22 protein-coding genes, 1 tRNA gene and 2 pseudogenes are annotated in these 19075 nt (G+C 63.6%); 17 read left to right on the top strand and 8 right to left on the bottom strand.

Annotation, left to right across the window (positions count from 1 at the left end; translation table 11 throughout):
* Nucleotides 1-32: 32 nt before the first annotated feature.
* Nucleotides 33-576: pseudogene (locus tag ACFO5X_RS07225) on the top strand (ATP-binding protein); the annotation flags it as partial.
* Between the two features lie 242 nt (nucleotides 577-818).
* On the top strand, nucleotides 819-1484 hold the full coding sequence (locus ACFO5X_RS07220) for a hypothetical protein (RefSeq protein WP_380716612.1): 666 nt from the start codon (nucleotides 819-821) through the stop codon (nucleotides 1482-1484).
* Between the two features lie 148 nt (nucleotides 1485-1632).
* On the opposite strand, the gene ACFO5X_RS07215 is transcribed toward ACFO5X_RS07220, so the two are convergent.
* Both ACFO5X_RS07215 and ACFO5X_RS07210 read right to left on the bottom strand, forming a co-directional pair.
* A complete protein-coding gene (locus tag ACFO5X_RS07215; protein WP_465269463.1) occupies nucleotides 1633-2055 on the bottom strand; it encodes a DUF7684 family protein in 423 nt (140 codons plus the stop codon).
* Between the two features lie 384 nt (nucleotides 2056-2439).
* Nucleotides 2440-3405 (bottom strand): cation diffusion facilitator family transporter, encoded by a 966-nt coding sequence (locus ACFO5X_RS07210; RefSeq protein WP_380716610.1) that lies wholly within the window; start codon nucleotides 3403-3405, stop codon nucleotides 2440-2442.
* A gap of 248 nt (nucleotides 3406-3653) precedes the next feature.
* On the opposite strand from ACFO5X_RS07210, the gene ACFO5X_RS07205 reads away from it, so the two are divergent.
* The gene (locus tag ACFO5X_RS07205) at nucleotides 3654-4076 is read left to right on the top strand and encodes a MerR family transcriptional regulator (RefSeq protein ID WP_380716609.1); all 423 of its coding nucleotides are present in this window, start codon (nucleotides 3654-3656) and stop codon (nucleotides 4074-4076) included.
* Between the two features lie 104 nt (nucleotides 4077-4180).
* Here ACFO5X_RS07205 and ACFO5X_RS07200 read toward each other — a convergent pair whose 3' ends face one another.
* Complete coding sequence (locus ACFO5X_RS07200) at nucleotides 4181-4981, bottom strand: AraC family transcriptional regulator (RefSeq protein ID WP_380716608.1); 801 nt, start codon at nucleotides 4979-4981, stop codon at nucleotides 4181-4183.
* A 183-nt stretch (nucleotides 4982-5164) separates the two neighbouring features.
* On the opposite strand from ACFO5X_RS07200, the gene ACFO5X_RS07195 reads away from it, so the two are divergent.
* The 3 genes from ACFO5X_RS07195 to ACFO5X_RS07185 are packed head-to-tail and all read left to right on the top strand — an operon-like array spanning nucleotide 5165 to nucleotide 5982.
* Nucleotides 5165-5365, top strand: a complete 201-nt coding sequence (locus tag ACFO5X_RS07195; RefSeq protein WP_380716607.1) for a hypothetical protein — start codon at nucleotides 5165-5167, stop codon at nucleotides 5363-5365.
* A gap of 36 nt (nucleotides 5366-5401) precedes the next feature.
* Entirely contained in the window at nucleotides 5402-5563 is a 162-nt protein-coding gene (locus tag ACFO5X_RS07190; protein ID WP_380716606.1) for a hypothetical protein, read from the top strand.
* A 29-nt stretch (nucleotides 5564-5592) separates the two neighbouring features.
* Nucleotides 5593-5982, top strand: coding sequence for a hypothetical protein (locus ACFO5X_RS07185; RefSeq protein ID WP_380716605.1), 390 nt, complete (start codon nucleotides 5593-5595; stop codon nucleotides 5980-5982).
* Here the strand turns inward: ACFO5X_RS07185 and ACFO5X_RS07180 are convergent.
* Entirely contained in the window at nucleotides 5876-6199 is a 324-nt protein-coding gene (locus tag ACFO5X_RS07180) for a helix-turn-helix domain-containing protein (RefSeq protein WP_380716604.1), read from the bottom strand. The genes ACFO5X_RS07185 and ACFO5X_RS07180 overlap by 107 nt on opposite strands.
* Here ACFO5X_RS07180 and ACFO5X_RS07175 point away from each other — a divergent pair.
* Complete coding sequence (locus tag ACFO5X_RS07175; RefSeq protein ID WP_380716602.1) at nucleotides 6192-6896, top strand: VOC family protein; 705 nt, start codon at nucleotides 6192-6194, stop codon at nucleotides 6894-6896. The genes ACFO5X_RS07180 and ACFO5X_RS07175 overlap by 8 nt on opposite strands.
* Nucleotides 6897-7202: 306 nt before the next feature.
* Here ACFO5X_RS07175 and ACFO5X_RS07170 read toward each other — a convergent pair whose 3' ends face one another.
* The 3 genes and pseudogenes from ACFO5X_RS07170 to ACFO5X_RS07160 form a co-directional block, all read right to left on the bottom strand.
* Nucleotides 7203-7835 carry a DUF5681 domain-containing protein gene (locus ACFO5X_RS07170; RefSeq protein WP_380716601.1) on the bottom strand — a complete coding sequence of 211 codons (633 nt, stop codon included), beginning with the start codon at nucleotides 7833-7835 and terminating at the stop codon, nucleotides 7203-7205.
* 257 nt (nucleotides 7836-8092) lie between these two features.
* Nucleotides 8093-8344: pseudogene (locus ACFO5X_RS07165) on the bottom strand (DUF5681 domain-containing protein); the annotation flags it as partial.
* Nucleotides 8341-9195, bottom strand: coding sequence for a DNA-methyltransferase (locus ACFO5X_RS07160; protein WP_380716600.1), 855 nt, complete (start codon nucleotides 9193-9195; stop codon nucleotides 8341-8343). The gene ACFO5X_RS07160 and the pseudogene ACFO5X_RS07165, both read right to left, overlap by 4 nt.
* 166 nt (nucleotides 9196-9361) lie before the next feature.
* Here ACFO5X_RS07160 and ACFO5X_RS07155 point away from each other — a divergent pair, with 166 nt between their 5' ends.
* Genes ACFO5X_RS07155 through ACFO5X_RS07145 form a run of 3 tightly spaced genes read left to right on the top strand, consistent with a single transcriptional unit; the run spans nucleotide 9362 to nucleotide 11714 of the window.
* Nucleotides 9362-9694 carry a DUF3489 domain-containing protein gene (locus tag ACFO5X_RS07155; RefSeq protein ID WP_380716599.1) on the top strand — a complete coding sequence of 111 codons (333 nt, stop codon included), beginning with the start codon at nucleotides 9362-9364 and terminating at the stop codon, nucleotides 9692-9694.
* Entirely contained in the window at nucleotides 9694-10110 is a 417-nt protein-coding gene (locus tag ACFO5X_RS07150) for a DUF2924 domain-containing protein (protein WP_380716598.1), read from the top strand. The genes ACFO5X_RS07155 and ACFO5X_RS07150 overlap by 1 nt, the downstream gene beginning before the upstream one ends.
* Nucleotides 10107-11714 carry a recombinase family protein gene (locus tag ACFO5X_RS07145; RefSeq protein WP_380716597.1) on the top strand — a complete coding sequence of 536 codons (1608 nt, stop codon included), beginning with the start codon at nucleotides 10107-10109 and terminating at the stop codon, nucleotides 11712-11714. Before ACFO5X_RS07150 ends, ACFO5X_RS07145 begins: the two co-directional genes overlap by 4 nt.
* 401 nt (nucleotides 11715-12115) lie before the next feature.
* On the opposite strand, the gene ACFO5X_RS07140 is transcribed toward ACFO5X_RS07145, so the two are convergent.
* A tRNA-Ser gene (locus ACFO5X_RS07140) sits at nucleotides 12116-12205 on the bottom strand.
* Between the two features lie 205 nt (nucleotides 12206-12410).
* Here ACFO5X_RS07140 and ACFO5X_RS07135 point away from each other — a divergent pair.
* From ACFO5X_RS07135 to ACFO5X_RS07105, 7 genes are all read left to right on the top strand, one after another.
* Nucleotides 12411-13505 (top strand): SPOR domain-containing protein, encoded by a 1095-nt coding sequence (locus ACFO5X_RS07135; protein ID WP_380716596.1) that lies wholly within the window; start codon nucleotides 12411-12413, stop codon nucleotides 13503-13505.
* 22 nt (nucleotides 13506-13527) lie between these two features.
* Nucleotides 13528-14685, top strand: a complete 1158-nt coding sequence (locus ACFO5X_RS07130; RefSeq protein WP_380716623.1) for a D-alanyl-D-alanine carboxypeptidase family protein — start codon at nucleotides 13528-13530, stop codon at nucleotides 14683-14685.
* On the top strand, nucleotides 14682-15323 hold the full coding sequence (gene tmk / locus ACFO5X_RS07125) for a dTMP kinase (RefSeq protein ID WP_380716595.1): 642 nt from the start codon (nucleotides 14682-14684) through the stop codon (nucleotides 15321-15323). Before ACFO5X_RS07130 ends, tmk begins: the two co-directional genes overlap by 4 nt.
* Entirely contained in the window at nucleotides 15320-16438 is a 1119-nt protein-coding gene (locus ACFO5X_RS07120; RefSeq protein ID WP_380716594.1) for a DNA polymerase III subunit delta', read from the top strand. Before tmk ends, ACFO5X_RS07120 begins: the two co-directional genes overlap by 4 nt.
* A gap of 26 nt (nucleotides 16439-16464) precedes the next feature.
* Complete coding sequence (locus ACFO5X_RS07115; protein WP_380716593.1) at nucleotides 16465-17268, top strand: TatD family hydrolase; 804 nt, start codon at nucleotides 16465-16467, stop codon at nucleotides 17266-17268.
* Nucleotides 17268-18065 carry an MBL fold metallo-hydrolase gene (locus tag ACFO5X_RS07110; protein ID WP_380716592.1) on the top strand — a complete coding sequence of 266 codons (798 nt, stop codon included), beginning with the start codon at nucleotides 17268-17270 and terminating at the stop codon, nucleotides 18063-18065. The genes ACFO5X_RS07115 and ACFO5X_RS07110 overlap by 1 nt, the downstream gene beginning before the upstream one ends.
* A 70-nt stretch (nucleotides 18066-18135) precedes the next feature.
* On the top strand, nucleotides 18136-19074 hold the full coding sequence (locus ACFO5X_RS07105) for an AEC family transporter (RefSeq protein WP_380716591.1): 939 nt from the start codon (nucleotides 18136-18138) through the stop codon (nucleotides 19072-19074).
* Nucleotide 19075: the final 1 nt, after the last annotated feature.

Here is a 19075-nt window from a genome sequence, read left to right as displayed (position 1 = left end):
TGCTTCATCCACGACGCGTTGACGCGGACATCGACCCGATCGAGCAAGGCGATCCGGCGTTTGAAGCCGCCACCCCGATCCTGTCGTAAATGATGAAGGCCGAACTCGCTGAACGTGAAGTGCGCTCCATCGCCAATCGCACGAAGCCGCACGCTTCCCAGCCTACAAGGGCCTCGCAGGCTTTGATTTCTCCGCCAGCGAGGTCAATGAGGCCACCGTCAGAGCTCTGCACCGCTGCAAGTTGATCGAAGGCGCGCAAAACATCGTGCTGATCGGCGGTCCTGGCACCGGCAAGACCCATGTCGCGACCGCCCTCGGCGACAAGGCCATCGAACACCGCCGCAGCAAGGTTCGCTTCTTCTCCACGATTGAGCTGGTCAATGCCGTCGAACATAAAATGGCGAAGGCAAGGCACGGCAGATCGCCGAAAGCCTGACCAGACTCGATTTGGTAATCCTCGAAGAACTGGGATACCGGCCGTTCCGCGCTTCGGGCGGGGCGTTGCTGTTCCACCTGCTGAGCAAGCTCTACAGATGCACCAGCGTCGTAATCACCACAAACCTGAGCTTCAGCGAGTGAGCTGCCTTTCGAGCTAGGTCGAGGTCACGTCTGGTCCCGGCCCACAGCGGTCATTGGCCAGGATCACCATTGCCGCAGCGCGGCTTCCCCGTACCGGACCTTCATGACGCCGCGCAGCATAGTCCAAAGCCCGAAGGTCAGCAGTGCGGACAAAGCCGTCGTTCCCCTCAAGCGGCACCGTTGCAATCCTTTATTCTATCTGGCTTCCTGCTCCAAGGATTTCTTTCGGAGTCGAATCTGTGCCGCGCGATAGTTTCAACTTTTCCGGACTTGACCGCTATGTGACACGATTGGCCGAGATTTCGGAAGGTTCGGAGGCTGCCCTGTTCTACAGGGATAAGAATTCATACAAAGGCATTTCGAGTTTGAAGAAGCTCAAATATCTTAAGGCAAGGCAGGTCAATCAAGGGTTCTTGGACGAAATCTGCGACATTGAGAATCTAGAATTGCTAAGTCTCTCCATCATCAGTGCTCACGATTTAAGTCCTCTGTTAAGGCTCAAGAAACTGCGTGTGCTTCGACTGCAGGAGGTTCTTCGAGTCCAAGACTTCAGTCACTTGACTAGTCATGCAGGTCTTGAAGGACTTTACATTGAACACGCCCGAAACTTGACAACACTTGATTTTCTTTCAGATGCAACCAAGCTTATTCGACTCGGCGTCGAGGGTTCAATGTACACACCTCAGAAGATTGCAACCTTGCGGCCCCTCTCCAAACTTCGGTCGCTGGAGGCTCTGTTTCTAACGTCGGTTCAGTTGGCAGACAAGCGACTGGACTATCTGTCGGCATGCAAATCGCTCGTTGAATTGACTTGCGCCAGATTCGCACCGAAGGAGAACTTCGAAGAACTTAGCAGACTAATGCCTAGCCTGATATGTCAGTGGTTCGATAAGTATGAAGTCTGAAATTTCGAATCCGGATGATCGAGGCCCGCAACGGGCTCCAAGCGGTCATCTGACCGTTCCAGTCGAGTTCTCACGGCACCGAGCACCGATCAAGGTCGGCTTAGCGTGACGAATCTGCCTTTCGTTTCATCTGCTTGCCAGTCAGAGTCTATTCCGCTTGGTCGTAGGCCGCCTGGATGAATTCGGCCCGGTTCTCCAGTGAGAAATCGAGAACCAAGAGGTCATTGAGCGGTTCATTTGTATATGAAACTGCCGCGCAAACTTTTGCAAACGTTAGCATCTCCTGAATAGTTTCAATGTCGTGCGAAGTCGTTATTACGAACCGGTCGTCGGGAATCCTGCAATCCTTGAACTGCTCGATATTGGCCCAGTCAATGCTTTCTTCCCAGAGCGAGCAATCGAGTCCCCCTGCCATGGCATAGGCACAGCCGGTATCGACCAGCATTAGGCTAACTTCATTTCGAAGGGTTTCTGCCACTGATCGCTCGATTAGCAGAAGGCATTTATATCTACCGAGATGAGCGGGGACAGAAATCGGCGCATCGGGAGTTACAAATTGATAGATAAGCATACGGACAGGCAATCCGACTGTAAGAGGCAAGTCAATCCAAGCGTTTGATAGGATAGGGCTCGGAGCAGTCATCCGGCGGCGCAGCGGGTCGTGCGCCTCGCATGTAGCGGCGGCCGTCGCTCACGGCCCTGAGCGGACCTTCGGCGGGGGGACCGACGCCGCGGCACGACGTTCCCGAAGCGGCCGTGCGCGCCAGCGTGCAGCATCCGTCTGGGGAGGGAGATCCGCCCGCGCTTTCCTCATCGGCGGAAGCGTCGCCGCTGCATCTCGCGATGACAGCAGCAATAAACCTCGGACAAACCAGGGCTTTCGCGAAGCTACGTGCGAAGGCCTGGTTTGTTCGGACAAGCCTATGGCCCGTTCTTGCTTGGGGACGGATAGCGCTTAGTCCCTCTTGCGCGCTGCACCTGCTGTCACCTCGACTGTTACATGCTCCATCCCGGTCGTCTCGCGCACGCGGCCTTTCACGGCGCGGCGCACGTCGTCCGCCACCGCGCCCGGCGCGAGTTCGACCTCCAGCGTGGCCATGGGCCGTTCCTGAGTGATCGACCAGGCGTGGACGTGATGGGCGCGGGCCACGCCGGGCAGCGTGGCTTCCAGGTCGGCCGCGACGGCGCGGGGATCGAAGCCGGCGGGCGCGCCTTCCAGCAGGATGTGGCCGCTCTCAAGCACCACGGACCACGCCGAGCGCAGAATGAGGAGGGCGACCAGCACCGACAGGATCGGATCGATGGGGGTCCAACCTGTCCAGATGATGATGAGGGAGGCCGCAATCGCCGCAACCGAGCCGAGCAGATCGCCCATGACGTGCAGGGCGGCGGCACGGACGTTGAGATTGTCTCCCTCCGCGCGGCTGAGCACCCAGAAAGCTAGAACGTTCACCAAGAGTCCCCCCACGGCGACCCAGAGCATCAGCCCGCCCAGCACGTCGTGCGGATCGCGCAGGCGTTGGACGGCCTCGAAGATGATCCACCCCGCGATGGCGAACAGCGTGAGCCCGTTCACGAAGGCGGCCAGCACCGAGAAGCGGTCGAAGCCGTAGGTCCGCTTCCAGTCGGCCGGTCGCCGCGCCAGCCGGAAGGCGAACCAGGCCAGCAGGAGCGAGGCGAAGTCGGTCAGCATGTGGCCCGCGTCGGCCAGAAGCGCGAGCGATCCGGAGACGAGCCCGCCGATAACCTCGGCCCCCATGAAGCAGCCCGTCAGGACTGCGGCGATGAGGATAGCGCGTTCCTTGGACCGGCGCGCCTCGGGCGTGTCATTGGCCGAGAAGGTCGGGCCGTGCGAATGCCCCGCGTGTCCATGTGCGTGGCTATGACCATGCCCGTGCCCATGTTCATGATCGTCTCCCATCACAGCGCCTCCGCCTTAAGACCCTTGCCAGCCGGGCGCGGGGCGCGCTCCCCACTGGGGATAGGGGGCACGCGCCCACGGCGAAGGTCGGCGACGCGGGCGTTTGTCCCTTGGCGGATCGTGGGGGCATTGAAGTCCGGCTGGTCGGGGCTGCGGAGGTGTCGGTCGGTCATGGCAGTGCTCTTGATTCGTTTCGTCCCCATGGTAGATACGATCTACAGCCACTGTAGCTTCAAGGGATAATCGCGATGCAGGGGCATTCCATTGGTGCGCTGTCCAGGCGCACGGGCGTGAAGGTGACGACGATCCGCTTTTATGAGGGGCGCGGCCTTTTGCCCGATCCCGGCCGCACCGGCGGGGGGCAACGTCGCTACGGCGATGTCGAGTTGGACCGGCTGTCCTTTATCGCCCATGCCCGGCAGCTGGGCTTCGACCTCGACGCCATCGCCGAACTGATCGCGCTGCAGGAGACACCCCATGCGGCCCATGGCGACGCGCACCGCATCGCGAAGGAACGGATTATCGAAATCCGGGATCGGATCGCGCGGTTGCGGCGGCTGGAGTCGGAACTGGTGCGCGTCGTGAAGACCTGCGACGGTCAGTCCGATGGGCAACCCTGCCGGGTTCTCCACGCCCTGGCCGATCATCAGGCTTGCGAGGGCGAGCACTGAGACCTGCTTGAGGTCAAAAGAGGTTTCGAACGTGAACACGTCGCGTCGGAGCATTCGCAAAGCAACGATTGTGGAGAAGACTCGGGAGCTCTTGTCGCGCTCACCTATCGCAAGCGCCTCCGCTCCAGCAGATAGCGGCTTGGCGGCTTGCCGACCATCTTTCGAAACATGGTCACGAAACTGCTGGCGCTTTCATAGCCGAGATCGATGGCGACGGTCTGAACCGACTGGCCAGCGCTCAGCCGCCGCAAGGCAAGGACAATATGCAATTGTCGGCGCCAGCGGCCGAAACTCATACCCAGCTCTTCAGCCAAAAGCCGGCTCAGGCTGCGTTCACTGAGCGCGATGCGGGCGGCCCATTCCGCGACACTCGCATGATCCGCAGGCGCCGCGATCAACAGGTCGGTGAGCTTCTTCAGGCGCGGATCGCCGGGGATGGGGAGGCAGAGGTCCTCGACCGGTGCCACAGCCAGCTCATCGAAGAGAACGGACACGATCCGGCCATCCGGACCGTCGACGTCATAGAGCTCCGGCAGCGCGTTTGCCCGCATAAGCAACTCACGGAAAAAGCGCGACACTGTGATCGTGCAGCAGTCTTTCGGCAGGTTCGCGGATGCGGGAGGGTCAATGAAGAGAGAGAGACACTCCACCTCGCCCGAGCCGAAAACGGAATGGGGCAGCCCGCCGGGAATCCACACGGCGCATTGCGGTGGTACGATCCAGACTGCGCCGTCGACCTCGCAATTGACGACGCCACGGACCGTGAAAAGCAGTTGCGCCTTCTGATGCTGGTGTCGGGGCGATTGCTCCAGGGCGTCAAGGGTGGCGACAGCGTTGGCTGCCACCAGCGCACGCGGGATCTCATCGACATAGGCGAGCCAGTCGCGACGGACGTCCAGATACATCTCAGACCTCGGCATTTTCGGTTTAGGCCGGATTGAAACATATAATGTCTGGGTTGCGCAATGACGCCAAGTGCCGGCTGGCGTATTGCCGTGAGACAGAGCCGGTTGGCGGATCTTGTGATCACGCTCCTTTTCTGGAGGGGCAGAACTGACCTGCCCGACACTTAGGCACAGGAGTTTCACGTGATCGACAATGCCCCGGTTAAACTCGCGCTCGCATGGCTCATCCCTGCAGTTGGGGCCGCACTCTTTGTCACGATCCAGTGCTTTTCCTATCTGAACGTCTATGTCGGCAGCGGCGGGACGATGCAGGCCACGACGTTCGATCCCGCCTCCTTGTGGGGCGTGTCCATGTTCTATGGCGCCTGGGTCGTCCCGCCCTAGCTGGCGCTTGCCGCAAGGCGCGCGACCGAATGGGCGATGCTCGTCCTCGGCGGTCTGCTGTTCATCATGAGCACGCTCGCTGGCGTCTTCGATGGCTTGCGCGATGGCGGCCATCTTGTTGGCCTGGAACTGCTGGCTGTCACGCTGCCGGGCGTGGTCGCGCTTATCTTTACGTGGCGGCACATTCGCTCCACCTGAAACCATCCCTTCACGCTAGGAGACGACACATGCCCTTGGATATCAGGAATTTTCCGCTTGTCTGGATGAGCTTTGACGAAGCGCCCGATCACGACCACGACGAGGATTTCGCGGCGCTGGAGGCATGCCTTGAGCGTGGCGCACCGTTCGTGATCTTGACCGATAATGCTCCGACTGACGACGAAGACCATGACCACAGCCAGGAAGAAAAGAAGCGCACTGCGCTGTGGATGAAGAAGCACAAGGCCGAACTGCGGACACTCGTGCCGGCGATGATTGTGATCGAGCCGAGTGCCGCCAGGCGTCTGGCCTTCAAGACTTTCGGCGTGGTCTTTTCCAAGTTCTGGGGTTTTCCATTGAGGATTGCCTTCTCTCGCGAGGAGGCGATGGAGGTCGCCGCGACCCTGCTCTCAGAGTGAACCGCGCCGGGTCTGCCGGAGGCTGATGTTCGTTGGCTGCGCGGCCACGTCGCGGATTTTCAGTGCGGCGAAGAATGCCGCTTCGGCCTCTGCTGGCGGCATATTGCCGATCGCCGAACCCCGCCGTCCCCTGGATCGGGACCCGGCGAGCGATGAGGTCGGTGATATCGCGGTATACCGTCCGGCGCGACGCTTCGAGCTCGTCCGCGATGGCCAAGGTCGTAACGGAACGTGCGGCGCAGGATCCGAATGATCTGGAAAAGACGGTCGGCGCCGCGCATCCGGTTTGCTGCTGCCGCAATGCTGTCAGCAGGACCTCTCTACAAACGCTGCCAACCGGTCGAGAGACGGCAGCAAAGGAACAGACGATGAAACTTGCTTCCGTACGCCTCATCGCGCGGGACATCCGGGGTCTCGTGGCCTTCTACGAAACCGTCACGGGCGCGAAGGCCGATTGGCTGGCGCCTGTCTTCGCCGAGATCGTGACGCCGGGCGCGTCGCTCGCCATTGGCTCGGAAGCGACCGTGGCGCTGTTTCAGGAGGGCAGCGCCGAGGCCGCCGCGAACCGAACGTCCATCATCGAGTTTCAGGTGAATGACATCGACGCGGAATTCACGCGACTGAAGGCGCTGGATGTCGTCCATGCCCCCAAGCTTCTGCCCTGGGGAAACCGAACCTTCCAGCTGCGCGACCCGGAAGGCAATCTCGTGAGCCTGTACATGCCGGAGACCGAGGCCGCGAAGGCAAGATTCGGCCTGTGTTCCTACGGCCTCAGCCGTCACTTCCGAGTGGGATGCAGAGGCGGTTCCACCGTGGCCGCCGGCCGCGACGATCAGCCGTCGTCGATCACGGGCCGCTCGTTTCCACGGGGTGACCGTGAGTCCTGTGACGATTCTGAACCAGGCATCCAATAGCAGCCGCTCGCTCAAGCGCCGCAGACACGCAGAGAGGCGCGGCGGGCAAAGAAATGCGCGCTGGCCGGAAAGGCCCTTGCGCCGTACCCGTCGACCAACGGCGCTGCAGCCGACTGCAGCTGGCCGCCGCACTGCGGCCATAGGTATCGAGAGCAGCGAACTTCCGCTTCCCGCCCTTCGTGTCCTTCTCTGTATCGCAGCGGTTGGATCGGAGATTTGCAAGCTCCGGTCCCAGACCGGCGACTGTGGAGATCCTTTCACTTTCCCCCCGAAACCGAACGGATGCGTGCGCTCTTCATATCCCCCTCATGGCCTCACCTCCCACCAATCCGGCCAGACGACCTTGTGCGGTGTACGTGTGGCCTTGAGCACGGTCTCCTGTTGTTCACGTGTCAGTCGTTGGTCGCCAAGTCGCGCGAGGGCGACCTGGACGATCCAGGGCTCAAGCATCATGCGGGCCGTATCGCGATAAGCATCGAGCTTTTTCGCCATCCGGAGCGGCTCGAGTGCACTGTTCACGCTACCGGGACTGACTGGAACGAGCACAATCATGCTGACCCCCTCGACGTCGTCCTGCTTTTTGCGCGAGGCATGCTCGATGACTTTCAGAGTATCACGCGCAGCCGGGCCGTTCCCTTCAAGACCACGTTTGGCAAGCCGCATCAGAAAAGCTTCCACTGCGGTGACCCGCCGTTCTGCACCGTCCTCTCGAATGGTCACCATCTGCCCCAGCACGGCCTCGTAGGGAGCCTCCCGGTAGCCGTTCTTGGGCCGACCCTTTGGATTGCCACTCTGGCCTGCCTTGAAGCGGGTCTTCTTCGGCGGTCGGCCGTATTCGATGCCCTCTGAATCAGACCCGTCCGCTTCAAACCCTTCGGGTTCATCGGTCTTCGGGAGCCGCCCTTTGGCCCGCGCAAACTGTCGGGGTCCCGCGTGCATCGCCGGATCGTATTGATCTCCGCGTCCGTCAGCGGCGGTAAGCCTCGGCGACGATCGAAGGCGGCCTGAACGGCCCATGGTTCCAGCAGTTGACGTGGGGCATACGGATCGGTGTCCTCGAAGCTTTCGTCTCGGCTGACAATCCCGAGGATCGCAAGCGCCACCTTTGCATTCTCCGGACCGCGAGAGGTCTTGATCTCGACCTTTGGCCGCGATGTATCCGGCGCGTTGCGTTCGTACCAAGCCTCGCGCTGTGCGATCCACTTCAGAACTTCCCGTTCGGCCATCCGCTTGCCGGCCAGTGCTTGCTGATAGGTTTGGAGCTGCAGGGCCTCTTCCGTTGTGATGCTGCGGGGCTGTCCATTGCGGGTGATCGTCAACTCCCTGTCGATCAGCACATCCAAGGGACAGCTCCGCGGCGCAGCAGGTTTTTTGGGGCGGCCCCCGGGATTGCCGCTTTCCCCTTTCGAGAACCGGCCACGGTTGTTGCGGGTTCCCGATCCACTCATGACCGGGTTTCCAGTTCCGGTTCCAATCCGGTCAGAGCAGACCACCGATCAAGCGCGACATCGACATAGGCCGGATCAATGTCGATCCCGCGGAAGCGACGCCCGATCCGTTCCGCCGCAATCAACGTGGTGCCCGATCCGAGAAACGTATCCAGAACCAGATCGCCGTGGCGCGTGACATCCTTCAATGTCTCGGCAACCAGACCTGTCGGCTTGACCGTTGGATGCAGAGCCAGGTCCTCGCGCCGGCTCCCCTTCATCGAGTTGACCGAGGCAAAGTCCCAGACATTGGTGCGGTTGCGACCGTGCCGGCCGAGTTCCACCATGTTCAGGTGTGGACCACTTCCAACCCGGTAGACGAATACCAGTTCTTGCTTGGAACGATAGAGCGAGCCCATGCCCGTATTCGACTTGTTCCAGATGCAGAGGTTGAGCAGCGTGTCATAGAACTTGCCGCCAACTGTCGACACGTCATCCATGTGCCGCCAGTCCATGCAAACGAAGTGAACAGCTCCATCCCGGGATACCCTGGCCGCCGCACCAAGCGTCGCTTCCAAGAACGCCCGGAACTCAGCCTCGCTCATCTCGCCAGACGCCATAGCGAACTCGCGATGGCGACCCCTCGAGTTGACATTGCCGTCGATGCGCACGTTGTAGGGCGGGTCCAGAAACGCTGCATCCACATGTACATCGTCGCCAATTACACGATGGAGGAAAGTGTCATCACGACTGTCTCCACAGCCGATCCGATGATCACCCAGCACCCAGATGTCTCCGGGGCGGGTGCGCGGGGTGACCGGAACCGCCGGGATCACCTCGTCGTCCGGATCGTCGGGGCCATCGAGGATCACGTCGATCTCTCCGGCGGTGAACCCTGTCAGTGTCGGTCCACGCGCCGGCAAGTGAATGTGGCGCTGGACTTCCCTGGCGAACAGAGCGTTGCTGGAGCCAGGCCCGGACACTCCGGGCCCGTGTCGGTACCGGCGGACTTTCCCGCCACGAACCGGAGATCATGCCATGACTGACACAAACACTCTCCATACCCAACCCACCACCCTGCCATCCGCCAAACCCAGTCGAGCCAAACGCGCTGCGCGCAAGACCCGCGAGACAGCGACAAACACCGCCGCTGCCGATAGTCGCAATGCCAAGACGCCCACCAAGCTGGACCTGATCATCGAATTACTGGCGGGGCCGGAGGGCGCTTCTCTCGACGAGCTTTGCGCCATCACGGGCTGGCAGGTCCATTCCGTGCGAGGTGCCATGGCGGGAGCGCTCAAGCGCAAGGGCCACTCCATCACCTCCGACAAGCATGAGGGTGTCCGCCGCTATCGCACGGGCACTCTGTGATGAGTAAGGCCTCGGAGATCGAGGCGGAGGTCGAGGCCCTAGCGGGCCTCGGTCTGGACGCTCTCCGCGAGAGCTGGCGCGTGCGTATCGGTCCACCGCCCAAGCTCAAATCGGCCGACCTGCTGCGCCAGTTGCTGGCATGGCACCTGCAGGCGCACCATCACGGCGGGCTCGACCATGACACTCGCCGCAAGCTGGGTGGTCGCGGACCCACGGTACGCGAGGGATGCAACCTCGGCGCCGGTGCGATCCTGCGTCGGGACTGGCAGGGGCAGCGCATCGAGGTCGTCGTCGAGCCCGATGGCTTCCGTTGGGACGGCACCCTCTGGTCCAGCCTCTCGGCCATCGCTCGCACCGCCACAGGAACCCGCTGGAACGGCCCTCGCTTCTTCGGCTTGCGGGACCCCGCGGCATGACGCGCGCGGCTTCCCGTCCAGCGGCCCGCCGTTGCGCTCTCTATACCCGGAGGAGCTCCGAGGAAGGCCTCGATCAGGCATTCAATTCGCTTGATGCCCAACGCGAAGCCTGTGCGGCCTATGTGAAGAGCCAGTCGAGTGAAGGCTGGAAGGCATTGCCGGCCCTCTATGACGATGGCGGCCATTCGGGCGGAACGATGGATCGGCCCGCGCTGCAGCGTCTGCTTGAAGACATCATGGCAGGTCGGATCGACATCGTTGTCGTCTACAAGATCGATCGGCTCACCCGGTCACTGACTGACTTTGCGCGGATCGTCGAGATATTCGAGCGCCACGGTGTCAGCTTCGTTTCTGTCACCCAATTCTTCAACACGACCTCCAGCATGGGGCGGCTCACCCTCAACATGGTCTGGTCCTTTGCCCAGTTCGAGCGCGAGATCACCGGAGAACGCATCCGCGACAAAATCGCGGCATCCAAGAAGAAGGGCCTCTGGATGGGCGGCACTCTGCCACTCGGCTATGATCTGCCCGCCGAGGGAACCCGCGTGCTTGTGGTCAACCCGAGCGAGGCTGAGTTCGTCCGCCAGATGTTTGTCACCTACCTCGCTCTTGGCAGTGTTCATGCATTGGAACAGCACCTGCGGCAGGAGGGCATCGTCTCGAAGGTCCGAACCAATGCCGCCGGTCGTCCGATCAGCGGACAACCTTTCAGTCGCGGCGCCCTGTTTCACCTGCTACGTAACCGCCTCTATCTTGGCGAAATCCGCCATCGCGACACGACCTATCCCGGTCAGCATGCGGCGATCGTGGATCCGGCCGTGTTCGATGCGGTCCAGATTCGCCTTGACGCAAACGCCAGGACACGTCGGGCGAGCGGCGACCGGACGGCGGCCTCACTCTTCACCGGACGCATCTTCGACACCAGTGGTCAACCGATGTCGCCCACCTTCGCCTATGGTCGCAACCGCAGACTCTACCGCTACTATGTCTCCGCCGACCTCCAGCAAGGCGGGACCCGCGATAGTGCCGATCCGGCGCCGAGACGGATTTCGGCCGGAGCGCTGGAGACCTTGCTGGCCCGGACGCTGCAGCGCATGCTGCCCGACCGGACGTCCGACGCGATGGCACTTCTCAGCCGGATCGAGGTCCACAGGGATCACCTCGACCTGACCTTGCCGGTGCGCCTGCTCCGCGCCATTCGCAAGACCGTTGGAGCCGGTGAAACCGTCGAGGTCGATCCGGCGGACCGGTCGCTGATGCGCCTCACCCTTCCTGCACGTCTGCGGATCCGCTCGGGCAAGACCGAGATTCTCACCGGTGAATCCGATGCACCCAGACCCGATACCGTCCTGATCCGGGCGCTGCGCACGGCGCACGCGATGCTCGAATACGCCGCAGATGGGACTCCGACGGCCACGGCAGCGCCGGCGACACCCTATCGCCGCCGCCTCATACGTCTCGCCTTCCTCGCGCCCGATCTTCAGCGCGCGATTCTTGACGGTCGTCAGCCCCGAGACATGAATCTTGCAGCGCTGATGGCAGCGGAGCTGCCGCTCTCCTGGGCCGAGCAGCGGCGCAAATTCGGAGCCCCTCGCGCGTGCTGATGTTTATCCTCCCGGACTGGCACCGCCTGTTAATGCAGCACAATCATCCTGATGTCCGGGTGAAAACACCCTGATACTGCGCCTGAAGCACCTGTTATCGTCCGGAACAGGAAAGTGATTTGCACACCAGCAAGATACTGAAATCACCGGATCTTCTGACGACACACTCTGCACATCCGGTCTTGAGCACCTGTTTTGGATGCAGATTCGGAAAAAATTCCCTGTTAAGCCCAAACTCACCCTGGTTCCGCGCGAGCGGAGACGGCGTCGGCCAATAACCGGTAAATGGCTCCAAAGGCCATCTTGAATGGGCGACGAGATCGGGAAATGCGTCGAAAAACGTCCCTGTTACGGCCGCTTGCGTGGGCGCGCGACGACCAGAGACAAGTTTCGAATCTGGGTGGCGGGGAGACGGGGATTCGAACCCCGGGGACGCTCGCACGCCCAACGGTTTTCAAGACCGCCGCAATCGACCGCTCTGCCATCTCCCCGCGTGGCGTCGGGGTTTAGGGCGCCGGCCTGTCGCAAGCAAGAGAAAACGGGAAATCTTGCCGACAAACGCCAGCAGACTTTCCATGGCACGACCGCCGCGCTATGATCGCGGCCAAAGCGGGCAGGGCCCGCCGGCAGGCATGACCGGGTTCAACCGGCGACAGGGCAGGCAAATTGCCCGATTTCAGGCAAGGGACGTCGAGGATGGGCGAGGCTCGGGATTTCAGCGTTCGGACAATGCGTCTGGCGGGGCTGATCGTTATGACCTTAGGACTGGCGGCCTGCGAAGAGGGCCTGACAACCGGATCGACCGAGGGCGAAGCGGCGCGTGCGGAGGCGCCGGCCAACCTGGGCGCGGCGCCAAAGGGTGGGCAGCGCGACATGGAGGCGCCGGAGGTCTTTTCGGCTGACGAGGCGGGACTTTGGGACGGGCGGCCTTCACTTGGCGGCGTCTGGGTGGCGCATCCGGATGTGACCAGTCCGGAACGGGTGGTCATCCGCAACACGGCCAATGGCAAATCGGTAACGGGCGCGCTGTTCCGGCGCGAGCGCGATGTGCCGGGTCCGCGGTTCCAGGCCTCGTCCGAGGCGGCAGAGGCGCTGGGCATGCTGGCAGGCGCGCCGGTCAAGCTGACCGTGGTCGCTCTGCGGCGGGCCGATGCTGCGCCGGCGGTGGCGGCGGCAGCCGAGGCCGAACCCGCCAAAGCGGGCCTTGATCCCGTGGCCGACGTGCCGGTGGAGACTGCCGGCGCGGAAAAGCAGCCTTTCTTCAAGCGGGTGTTCGGACGCAAGCCCGAGGCGACGGCTGCGGCCGCCGAAACGGGCGGGGCGGTCGAGGCCGCGCAGCCGGTGAACGTGAGCGAATTGCCCTCCGCTTCGGCGCCAGCCGTATCCGAGAGTGCGCCGCCCCCGAAAAAGACTCCGTTCAAGGGGCTGTTCAGGCCCAAGGGAAGCGATGAGCCGGTCGGCGCGCCGCTGACGGCGCTGGCGCCGGTGGAGACCGCTCCGCCGGCGGCGGCACCTGCCGCTCCGCCACCGGCCAAACCGAAAGCCAAAGCCTCGGCCCTGTCACAGCCCTTTGTCCAGGTCGGCACCTTCGGGGAAAAGGCGAACGCCAACCGGGCGGCCGACAAGCTGCGCAAGACGGGGATGGTGCCGACGGTCAAGCCTGAGACGATCAACGGCAAGACCTTCTGGCGTGTCGTTGTCGGGCCGGCGACCTCGGAGACCGAGCGCGAGACGCTGTTGACTCGGCTGCGCGATGCCGGTTTCAACGATGCCTATGCCGTCACCCAATAGAAGGAAATCGCTGACCGTGACCATGATCCAGCGCCTCGCCGTCCTGCTGCTGACGGTTGTCACCGCCCATCAGGCTGCCGCCTTCGAGACGAAGGCGCGCGCTGCCTATATCGTCGATATCACAACTGGCACCGTGCTGCTTGAAAAGAACGACCGCGAGCCTTTGCCGCCGGCGTCGATGTCGAAGCTGATGACGCTTTACGTCGCCTTCGAGGCGATCCGCGAGGGGCGGTTGACGCTGGACGAAAAGCTCCCGGTTTCGGAACACGCGATGAGCTATGGCGGGTCGACGATGTTCCTGAACACGCAGGACAAGGTGCGGGTCGAGGATTTGCTGCGCGGGATCATCGTGCTGTCGGGCAACGACGCCTGCGCGGTAATCGCCGAGGCATTGAGCCCCGATGGGACCGAGGCGGGATTTGCCCGCTACATGACCAAGCGGGCCGAAGCGCTTGGCATGGAAAATTCGACCTTCATGAACTCGAACGGATGGCCGCAGGCCGGGCACATGATGTCGGTGCGCGATCTGGGGATTCTGGCGCAGCATATCATCAACGATTTTCCCGAATTCTATCCGCTGTTTGGCGAGACACAGTTCGATTTCGACGGCCGTGCACCGGCGAATGTCAACAACCGCAATCCGCTGCTCAAGCTCAATATCGGCGCCGACGGTCTGAAGACCGGCCACACCCAGGAAGCTGGCTATGGTCTGGTCGGATCGGCCAAGCAGGGCGACCGGCGGGTTCTGTTCGTGATCTCGGGTCTGGCGACGGAAACAGAGCGGGCAGAGGAGGCTGCGGCCATCGTTAACTGGTCGTTTCGCCAATTTGCCGAAAAGACGGTCGCCCGCGCCGGACAGCCGGTCACGACGGCCGAAGTCTGGATGGGACGCGAGCAATCGGTAGGCCTCGTGCTGCGCGAGGATCTGAAAATCCTGCTGCCGACGCTGACGGCGGACAAGCTGGATGCCGAGGTGGTCTATCGCGGCCCGGTCTCGGCGCCGGTCAAGGAGGGGCAGGAGCTGGGCTCGCTGGTCATCCGTCCGGACGGCTTGCCGGAGGTGAGCATGCCGCTGGTTGCCGACCGTTCGGTCCCGGCGGGCGGGTTCAGCGTGCGCCTGCGCACCGCTGCGACCTTGCTGCTCGAGCGGGTTACGGGTGGGACGGCCGAGGAATCGTGACGATCCGCGCTGGCCGGGCGGCGGGCCTGTTCATCACCTTCGAGGGCATCGACGGGTCGGGCAAGTCGACCCAGGCCCGGCGGCTGGCCGAGGCGCTGGCGGCCGAGGGGCGCGATGTGCGCCTGACTCGTGAGCCGGGCGGGTCGCCGGGGGCCGAGGAGATCAGGTCTCTGGTGCTGGAAGGTGATCCCGACCGCTGGTCGGCCGAGACGGAAATCCTGCTGTTCACCGCGGCCCGGCGCGATCATCTGGAACGGACGATCCTGCCGGCGCTGGCGGCGGGGCAGGTGGTGATCTGCGACCGCTTCGCCGACAGCACGCGGGTCTATCAGGGGGTGTCGCGCGGGGATCTGCGCGCGAAGGTAGACCAGTTGCACGAACTGATGATCGGGCGCGAGCCGGATCTGACCGTGCTGATCGACATGGATCCCGATACCGGCCATGCGCGGGCGCTGTCACGGCGGGGCACGGAAGAGCGGTTCGAAGAGTTCGGGCCCGATCTGCAACGCCGGATGCGCGCGGCCTTTCTGGGGCTGTCCGAGGAGTTTCCGTCCCGCTTCCGCGTGATCGACGGCAACCGCAGCATCGACCTTGTCGCCGCCGACGTGCACCGGACCGTCGCCGAGGCGCTGGCATGACGGAGGATACTGCCCCGGATCAGGTGCCCGGCGCGCCGCATCCCCGCGACACCGCCCAGCTGTTCGGGCAGGCAGCGGCCGAGGCGCAGTTTCTGGACGCCTTTACACGCGACCGTCTGCATCACGGCTGGCTGCTGACCGGACCGAAGGGCACCGGCAAGGCAACGCTGGCCTGGCGGATCGCGCGGTTCCTGCTGGCCACGCCGCCGGTGGAAGAGGACGGCCTGTTCGGCGCGCCTCCTCCCCCCAGGACGCTGGACATCGACCCCGAACATCCGGTGGCTCGCCGCATGGCGGCGCGGGCAGAGGGCGGGCTTGCGGCGGTCACGCGGTCGGTGAACGAGGATACCGGGCGGCTGCGGTCCGAGATCGTAGTCGACGACATTCGCCGATTGCACCGCTTTTTCGGTCTTTCGGCGCCGGACGGCGGCCGGCGGGTCGTCATCGTGGATCCGGCGGACGAGATGAACACCAGCGCGGCCAACGCGCTGCTGAAGATGCTCGAGGAACCGCCGGCACGCACGACGCTGCTGCTGATCGCGCATCAGCCCTCGCGGCTCCTGCCGACGATCCGCTCGCGCTGCCGGACGCTGCGGCTGAAGCCGCTGGACGGCGCGGCGATGGCGCGCGCACTGGCGCAGGCCGGCGCCGAGGTCGCGCCCGGCGAGGAAGAGGCGCTGGCGGTGCTGGCCGCCGGATCGGTCGGCGCGGCGATCCGGCTGATCGCGCATGACGGGCTGGCCCTTTATGCCGCGCTGGTGCAGCTGGCGGGCACGCTGCCCCGGCTGGACCGGCAGGCGGCGAACGCGCTGGCCGAAAGCCTGACCCCGCGCACAAGGGCAGAGCGGTTCGACCTGTTCCTCGATCTGGCCGATATCCTGCTGGTTCGGCTGGCGATGACCGGGGCCACCGGCGCGCCGCCGCAGCTTGAGGCGGCACCGGGCGAGGGGGCGATCCTGGCGCGGCTGGCGCCCGATCCGCAGGCAGGGCGCCGCTGGGCCGAGGCGGCGGCGCATATTTCCGCGCGCGTGCGCCACGGCGCGGCGGTGAACCTTGACCCCGGCGGCCTTGTGCTGGATACGGTCATGAGAATTCAGGAGACCGCGCGCGGCTGAGAATGGCCGCCGCCGTCAAGAGGCCGATGAGCGACACGCCCGAGATCACCGACAGTCACTGCCACCTCGATTTTCCCGATTTCGAAGGCCAGCTCGACACCATCGTTGCGAATGCCGCCGCCGTCGGCGTGACCCGGATGGTGACAATCTGCACCCGGCTGAAGCACGAACCGCGCGTGCGCGCCATCGCCGAGGCGCATGAGGCGGTTTTCTATGCCGCAGGCACTCATCCGATGAGCGCGGCGGAAGAGCCGCTGGCCACGGTGGACGAGCTGATTGCGCTGGCGCGGCATCCGAAGTTCGTCGGGATCGGTGAGACGGGGCTCGATTATCATTACACCGCCGAGAGCGCGGAAATTCAGCAGACCTCGCTGCGGATCCACATCGCGGCGGCGCGAGAGACGGGCCTGCCGCTGATCATCCATGCGCGCGACGCGGATGACGACATGGCGCGGATCCTGACCGAGGAATACCGCAACGGGGAATATTCCTGCGTGATGCATTGCTTCTCGTCCTCGGCCGAGCTGGCGAAGGCGGCGCTGGATCTCGGATTCTACCTGTCGATGTCGGGCATCACCGCCTTTCCGAAAAGCCAGGAGCTGCGCGATATCTTCGCCGGTGCGCCGGTCGAGCGGGTCCTTGTCGAGACGGATGCGCCCTATCTCGCGCCGCCGCCCCATCGGGGCAAGCGCAACGAGCCGGCCTTTGCCGCCCATACTGCGCGGGCCGGAGCCCAGGTCTTCGGGCTGGACTATCCCGCCTTCGCCGCGCAGACGCAGGCCAATTTCGACCGCTTGTTCACCCGCGCCAAGCTTGGGAAGGCGGCGTGATGGGCGAGTTTGTCTTTACCATTCTCGGCTGCGGCTCTTCCGGCGGGGTTCCGCGGCTGGGCGGACACTGGGGCGAGTGCGACCCGACCAATCCAAAGAACGCGCGGCGGCGCTGTTCGATGCTGGTCGAACGGGTGGGCGAGAATGGTACGACGACCGTCCTGATCGACACGACGCCGGATCTGCGTAGCCAGTTGCTCGACACTGGCACGGGGCGGCTGGACGGCGTGGTCTATACCCATGCCCATGCCGACCATGTTCACGGCATCGACGACTTGCGGATGATCGTGTTCAACATGCGCGCCCGCCTGCCGGTCTGGGCCGATGGCGACACCCAGAACGCGCTGATTTCGCGGTTCGGCTATGCCTTCGTGCAACCCGAAGGCTCGCCCTATCCGCCGATCCTGAACATGAAGTCGATCGACGGCCCCTTCGAGGTGCGTGGCGCCGGTGGACCGATCCCGTTCCGCCCCTTCCGGGTGAACCACGGGTCGATCGACAGCCTGGGTTTTCGCATCGGCAACCTGGCCTATCTGCCGGATGTCGCCGAACTCTATGACGACGCTTGGGCCGAGCTGGAGGGGCTGGATTATTGGATTGTGGACGCGCTGCGCCGCGAGCCGCATCCGACGCACGCGCATCTCGCGCGGACGCTGGGGTGGATCGATCGGATGCAGCCGAAGACGGCCGTGCTGACCAATATGCACATCGACATGGATTACGAGACGGTCAGCGCCGAGACGCCCGAGCATGTGATCTGCGCCTATGACGGCATGACGCTGCGGATGCCCGCATGATCCGGCCGGTGCGCTTGGAGCACCGGTTCTCGCCGGCGCGCCCGGCCATCCCAAGCGGAAAGGGCGGGCGGTGTTTCAGAGCCTGATCGACGTCATCCTGCCCGTCTTCCTGGTGATCGGATCGGGCTATGCCGTGACCCGCGCGGGTTATTTCAACGAGACCCATATCGCTGGGTTGATGCGGTTCACGCAGGGCTTTGCGATCCCCTGCCTGCTGTTCCGCGCCATCGCCCATATCGACATCGCGGCAAGCTTCGATCCGCGGCTGCTGGCCGCCTTCTACGCGGGGGCGGGGCTGTGTTTCTGCGTCGGACTGTTCGGCGCGCGGCTGCTGTTCAAGCGGGACTGGGAAGACTGCGTGGTGATCGGCTTCGCCTGCCTGTTCTCGAACTCGATCCTGCTTGGTCTGCCGATCACCGAGCGCGCCTTTGGCCCCGAGGCCTTGACCGGCAACTACGCGATCATCGCCTTTCACGCCCCCTTCTGCTATGGTCTGGGCGTGACGGTCATGGAGGTGGTGCGGGCGCGAGGCAAGTCGCCGGCCACCTTTGCCGGATCGGTCCTGCGGGCGATGTTCCAGAACGTGCTGATCATCGGCATCGTGCTGGGCTTCGTGTTCAACATCTTCGCGATTCCGATCCCTGCCATCGCCGAGGATGCGCTGGGGTTGATCATCCGCGCGGCGCTGCCCTGCGCGCTATTCGCGCTGGGGGGCGTGCTGGTGCAATACCGCCCCGAGGGCGACCTGCGGGCCATCGGTTTTGTCTGCGCGATCTCGCTGGTGCTGCATCCGGGTCTTGTCTGGACCTTCGGCACCGCCCTCGCGCTGCCTCAGGATCTGTTCCGCTCGGCGATCATGAATTCGTCGATGGCGCCGGGGTTCAACGCCTATATCTTCGCGAACATGTATGGCAGGGCCAAGCGGGTGGCCGCCTCGTCGGTGTTGATGGCGACGGGGGCCTCGATCTTCACCGTCTGGTTCTGGCTGATTGCGCTTGGCGCGCGCTGAG

It is taken from the genome of Seohaeicola nanhaiensis, from assembly GCF_042654245.1.
Taxonomy (GTDB): Bacteria; Pseudomonadota; Alphaproteobacteria; order Rhodobacterales; family Rhodobacteraceae; genus Seohaeicola_A; species Seohaeicola_A nanhaiensis.
This window is presented reverse-complemented; position numbering and strand designations above follow the sequence as displayed.